The 5716-nt window shown below is 75.0% G+C and carries 5 protein-coding genes; 3 read left to right on the plus strand and 2 right to left on the minus strand.

The window, feature by feature from the left end; translation table 11 throughout:
• Nucleotides 1-38 precede the first annotated feature (38 nt).
• Nucleotides 39-1286, minus strand: a complete 1248-nt coding sequence (locus ACFRQN_RS39540; protein WP_380745465.1) for a GNAT family N-acetyltransferase — start codon at nucleotides 1284-1286, stop codon at nucleotides 39-41.
• Between the two features lie 218 nt (nucleotides 1287-1504).
• On the opposite strand from ACFRQN_RS39540, the gene ACFRQN_RS39545 reads away from it, so the two are divergent.
• Nucleotides 1505-2812, plus strand: coding sequence for a hypothetical protein (locus ACFRQN_RS39545; RefSeq protein ID WP_380745467.1), 1308 nt, complete (start codon nucleotides 1505-1507; stop codon nucleotides 2810-2812).
• Here the strand turns inward: ACFRQN_RS39545 and ACFRQN_RS39550 are convergent.
• On the minus strand, nucleotides 2794-3492 hold the full coding sequence (locus ACFRQN_RS39550; protein WP_380745469.1) for a hypothetical protein: 699 nt from the start codon (nucleotides 3490-3492) through the stop codon (nucleotides 2794-2796). The two genes, ACFRQN_RS39545 and ACFRQN_RS39550, sit on opposite strands and share 19 nt — an antisense overlap.
• Before the next feature lie 238 nt (nucleotides 3493-3730).
• Between ACFRQN_RS39550 and sph the strand changes: the two genes are divergently transcribed.
• Together sph and ACFRQN_RS39560 are read left to right on the plus strand one after the other, a co-directional pair.
• A complete protein-coding gene (gene sph, locus ACFRQN_RS39555; RefSeq protein ID WP_049651569.1) occupies nucleotides 3731-4708 on the plus strand; it encodes a sphingomyelin phosphodiesterase in 978 nt (325 codons plus the stop codon).
• Between the two features lie 152 nt (nucleotides 4709-4860).
• Nucleotides 4861-5694, plus strand: a complete 834-nt coding sequence (locus ACFRQN_RS39560; RefSeq protein WP_380745471.1) for a thioesterase family protein — start codon at nucleotides 4861-4863, stop codon at nucleotides 5692-5694.
• Nucleotides 5695-5716 lie beyond the last annotated feature (22 nt).

Genomic DNA, 5716 nt, shown 5'->3' on the forward strand with positions numbered 1-5716 from the left:
GGGCGGGGCTCCCGTGACGGGGCCCGGCGGACGGGACGTCACGGCAGGTAGTACGTCAGCAGATCGGACGTCAGCGGCGGGAACAGCGACCGGTGCAGCTCCTCGTCCCCACGCCCGTACACGTCCGGCCGGATGCGGCTCAACCCCTCCAGCCCGTACGGCCCGAAGAGCAGCGCCGCCAGCGCGTCCGGCGCCACGCCCACGCCGCCGCCCGGGCCCGTGCCCTGCATCGTGCCGCCGGTGACCACCGCGCCCGGATCCCGCTCGCCGAGCGGGATCCGGTAGTGCGCGCGGTAGGTGGAGAGCAGCAGTTCGCCGTCGGCGCGGTCCAGGCCGGCGGCGGCGAGGCGTTGGCGGAACAGGGGGCGCAGCCGGTCGAGCAGCACGGCCGGATCGGGGATGCGGACGTAGTACTGCTCCGCCTCGGGGCGCGGGGTGTCGTCCAGCAGCCCGTGCCAGACGGTGGCCGGCAGGGTGCCGGGCCGGTGCACCACCTGGAGCCGCGCCTCGGGCGCCAACGCCGCCACACCGGCCAGCAGTTCGCGCGCCGCCCGCTCGTCCGCGGCGGCCGCCTCGACCAGGTGGAACTCGCCGTCGTCCACCGGGGTGGTGCGGCCCACCGCCACCACCTCGCCCGCGCGCTCGACCACCCGCAGGGTGCTCGCCTCGTGCGCCAGCAGCCAGCGCCAGCGGGCGGGGGCGTGGCCCATCGCGAGGTCGAAGCCGCGCTGCGCCTGCTCCTGGAGCGCGGCCAGGGCGGGCAGGTCCGCCGCTCGGGCGGTGCGCAGCGCGGGGGCGTCCCCGGCGCCGACGGCGGGCGGGGCGGTGAGCAGCGGCCGCGAGACCGGGATGTCGATCGCGTACTCGTAGCCGAACAGCCGGTAGAAGTACGGGATTCCGATCATCACCTGGACCACGTGCCCGCGCGCGGCGGAGCGTGCGTGCGCCCACCGCAGCAGGGCCCGGACCAGGCCGCGGCCCTCGTACTCCCCGTCGGTGGCGACCATGTCGACCTGGCCGGCGGGCAGCCGGACACCGCCGAGGCGCAGCTCCTCGTCCAGCAGGGTGGCGGTGGAGACGACCCGGTCGCCGTCGACCACCACGGCGCTGGCCGACCGGCCGGCGTCCGGGTCCTCGACCACCAGGCGGTGGTCGAGCGCGTCCCCCGGGTCGCCGCGCTCCGTGAGCAGCGCGCCGATCCGCTCCTCGTCCTCCGGCCGGGACTCGCGCAGGAGCAGGCCGCCGGGCAGGGCCGTCGGCAGGGCAAAGGGTTCGTCAACGGTCATTCCCGGACCCTCGCACCGGTGGCCGCGCGCGGCCAAGGGGTTTTTGCCGAACCGGCAAGGAAGAGCGGGAACACGCCTGATGTGGAGGGGAGTTGGCGAGATCGTACCCGTCTCGGGCGTGGTCGGGTTGACCGTGGCCACGACCGGAGGGTTGGCTTCCTCCTGGGGGGCGGGGGAGTGCGGGGGAATCCACGAGGAATCCAAGGGGAGGGGAGCCCATGAAGACGACGACGCTCCGGGTGGTCTGTGTCCTGGCGGCCGCGCTGCTGGCGGGCACCGCGGCACCGGCGGCCCACGCGCGGCCCGAGCCCGCGGCCACGCTCACGCTCACGTCCGGATCCGCGTCCGCGAGCGGTGACCCGGTCCGGGTGAACGTGAGCCCCGACGGCGCGCCCGCCGACGACTGGTCCGAGCCGCTCGGGCTGAGCGCCGATGGCCGGTACGCCCTGTTCACCTCGCTGGCCTCGAACCTGGTGCCCGGGGACACCAACCGCCTCTACGACGTCTTCGTCCGCGACCTGTGGACGCGGCACACCGAGCGGGTCAGCCTCGCCGACGACGGCGCCCAGCTGGACGGCTCCACCAGCCAGGCGGCGATCAGTGCCGACGGCCGCTACGTCGCCTTCAGCAGCGACGCCGCCAACGCCGTCCCCGGGAACGGCAGCGGCCGCACCGACGTCTACGTCCGCGACCGCCTGACCGGCCGCACCGAGCTGGTCACCGCCGGCACCGGCGCCGGAAACTCCGTCAGCCCCGCGATCAGCGCCGACGGCCGCTTCGTCGCCTACTCCTCGGACCGCGCCGACCTCGCCCCCGGGGCGGGGGCCGGCACCGCCAACGTCTACCTGACGGACCGCCGGACCGGCGGCACCCGGCTGGTCAGCACCGGGCAGGGCGGCGCCCCCGCCGACGGCGGCTCGGTGGAGCCCTCGCTCAGCGCGGACGGCCGGACCGTCGCGTTCCGGTCGAAGGCGGCCAACCTGCTGCCGGCCGCCGCGACCGGCCCGACCGCCCGGCCCGCCCTGAAGCCGCCGCCCGCCCGCCAGCTCTTCCCGCTCTACGTCTACGACACCCGCACCGGCCGGATCGAGGGCGCGAGCGTCGACGCGAGCGGCACCCTGCGCGACGCCGTGCGGCAGAGCCGGCTGAGCCCCGACGGCCGGTTCGCGCTGTTCCGGGTGTTCGAGCCCGACCAGGGCGCCACCCGCGTCCCGCTCCTCGCCCGCGACCTGCGCACCGGGGCGGTCACCGAGGTGGCCCCCGCCGGCACCCAGCCGGGCGTCATGACGGCGGACGACCGCTGGGTCCACTTCGTCTCGGACGACGCCGGCCTGGTGCCCGGCGACACCAACGGCGCCCCGGACCTCTTCCGGCGGGACCTGCGGACCGGCCTGGTCGAGCGGGTCGCCGAGGGCGTCGGCCCGTCCTTCGCGCCCGCGGTGGACGCGTTCGGCACCACCCTGCTGTTCGGCGCCCTGAACGGCACCGGCTCCGACGTCCTGGTGCGCTACCTGCCGCCCCGCTGACCGGCCGCGGCGCCCGGATCCCGCAGGGTGCGGCGCGCCGCGACCAGGGTGAGCAGGCCCCACAGGACGGCCAGCGCCGCGGTGACGTAGACGCCGCCGCGGCGGAACGGGAGGTCCTCGTCCAGGGAGACCGGCGGGGCCCAGCCCGCCGGGTCGACCAGGACGTTCTCGGTGTCGCCGACGGCGTACGCCGAGCAGCCGAAGCCGCCGACCCGGGCGTGCGGCAGCGGCCGCCCGTCGGCGCGGCGCAGGTCGCAGGTCCAGCTGACGGTGCCGTTCCTGTCCTTGGCGCTGTGGGCCGCGGTGACCACCACCGCGGTCTCCACCCCGCGGTCGGTGAGGATCTGCGCCCGGATGCTCCCCGCCGGCAGCGCCAGCAGCAGCACGCCGAACAGGACGGCCGGCCAGATGACCAGGCCGCGGGGCCGGACGAAGCCGAGCCCGATGACGCCCGCCGAGAGCACCACGAACGCCAGGATGCCGCAGGGGAGTTCGTAGTCCGGGTTGCTGCCGAGCACGGCCAGGCCGACCATCAGCACCGGGGTGAGCACCCCGACCAGCCAGGCCGTCCGGCGGACCGCCTTCGGCGACAGCTGCGGCTCCGGGCGCCTGCGGACCCGCTTCGGCGGCCGGACCACCCCCTCCGCGAGCGGCCTCTTCTGCTTCTTCCTGCGGGCCATGCCTTCCCCCGTCCGTTCTTCCGTGGTGCTGGGGACAGTCTGACCGCCGCTCCCGGCACGCGGTACGGAGGGGCGGGGCGGTGACCACCCGTCAGGCCCTCGACGCGGGTGTTACCGACGAGTTCATCACATGCTCGCCCGCTGTCTTGCGGGCCGTGCGGGGAGCCGAGTTGGATACACAACATCCCTTGACCCGACGGGTCCACGACAACACCCGCGATGCCCTCCTGGAGGCCCGATGCCCCTGTCGTCCGTCCGCCGCACCCTCGCCGCCGGTGCCGCCGCCACCGTCCTCGCCGTGCTCGGCGCCGCCCCGGCCTCGGCCGAGACCGCCCCGACGACCGCGCCCCCGCTCGACGTGCTGACCTACAACACCTTCCTGATGAGCACCTCGCTCTACCCCAACTGGGGCCAGCAGTACCGGGCGCAGGCCATCGCCTCGGCGGACTTCTTCCAGGGCCACGACGTGGTCGTGCTGGAGGAGGCCTTCGACAACGCGGCCTCCGACGCGCTCACCGCCAAGGCCTCGGCCGCCTACCCGTACCACACGCCGGTGGTCGGCCGCTCCACCAGCGGCTGGGACGCCACCTCCGGCAGCTACAGCTCCACCACCCCCGAGGACGGCGGCGTCACCCTGCTCAGCAAGTGGCCGATCCTGCGCAAGGAGCAGTACGTCTTCAAGGACGCCTGCGGCTCGGACTGGTTCTCCAACAAGGGCTTCGCCTACGCCGTGCTGGACGTCAACGGCCGCCGCACCCACGTGGTCGGCACCCACCTCCAGTCCACCGACTCCGGCTGCGCGAGCGGCCAGGCCGCGGACATCCGGGCCAAGCAGCTCACCGCGATGCGCGCCTTCCTGGACGCCAAGCGGATCCCGGCCGACGAGCCGGTCCTGGTCGCGGGCGACCTCAACATCGACTCGCACGGCTCCGAGTACCAGGCGCTGCTGAGCAACGGCAACCTCGCCCCGGCCTCCGCCCGCACCGGCTGGCCGAACTCCTTCGACACCGTCGACAACTCCATCGCCGCCTACCGCTACCCGGGCGAGCCCAAGGAGGACCTCGACTACGTCCTCTACCGGGCCGACCACGCCCGCCCGCAGCAGTACGTCAACGAGGTGGTCCGGGTGCACAGCGCGCCCTGGACGGTCAGCAGTTGGGGCAAGAGCTACACCTACACCGACCTCTCCGACCACTACCCGCTCGCCGCGCACTGACCGGCCGGATCCCCCGGGGGTGTGGGATGCGTCACCCGTGACGCCGCGCGGGCGGTTCGGCCCCTTACGATCCTGAACGCCGAGGTCGGGCGCCGTCGTACCCCGGCGGCGCCCGCCCGGCAGCCAGCGATCCGGCCCGAGGAGAAGCGCACGTGACCACCCCCAACGCCGCGCCCGACAGCTACTACCAGCGCACCGGCGACCACACCTACAAGCCCACCGTGCAGGCGCAGGGCGCCTGGCACCCCGACGAGCAGCACTTCAGCCCGCTCGGCGGCCTGATCGTGCACGCCATCGACCGGTACCGGGCCGACCAGCGAAGGGCCGACCAGCAGGGGACCGGCCGCCCCGCCGACGGCCTGGCGCTGGCCCGGATCAGCTACGACATACTCGGCCTGATCGCCCTCGACGAGTGCGAGATCACGGTGGAGACCGTCCGCCCCGGCCGCACCATCGAGCTGGTCGAGGCCACCGTGACGATCGGCGGGCGCGCCGTGGTCCGGGCCCGCGCCTGGTTCCTCGCCGAGCTGGACACCACCGCCGTCGCCGGCACCCACGACGAGCCGCTGCCCGCGCCCGAGGAGTTCGAGCCCTGGACGATGCGCGGGGTCTGGGGCGGCGGCTACATCGCCTCGATCGACGTCCGCCGCCGGGAGAGCGCCCCGGGCCGCGCCGCCGCCTGGCTCTCCACCCCGGTCGAGCTGGTCGCCGGGGAGCCCAGCGGCCCGCACGCCTCCTTCGTCATGCTGGTGGACACCGCCAACGGCATCGCCGTGCGGCAGAGCCCCACCGAGTGGATGTTCCCCAACACCGACCTGACGATCCACTTCCACCGCCGCCCCGAGGGCGGCTGGACCGGCCTGGACACCAGCGTCAGCTTCGGCCCGGCCGGGCACGGCGTCACCAGCACCGTGCTGCACGACGTCCGCGGGCCGCTGGGCCGGGCCGAGCAGATCCTCACCGTCCGCCCGCAGAACGCGGGCTGACGGCGCCCGGTGGTGCGGGCGA

It is taken from the genome of Kitasatospora sp. NPDC056800 (assembly GCF_042789775.1).
In the GTDB taxonomy this organism is placed as follows: Bacteria; Actinomycetota; Actinomycetes; order Streptomycetales; family Streptomycetaceae; genus Kitasatospora.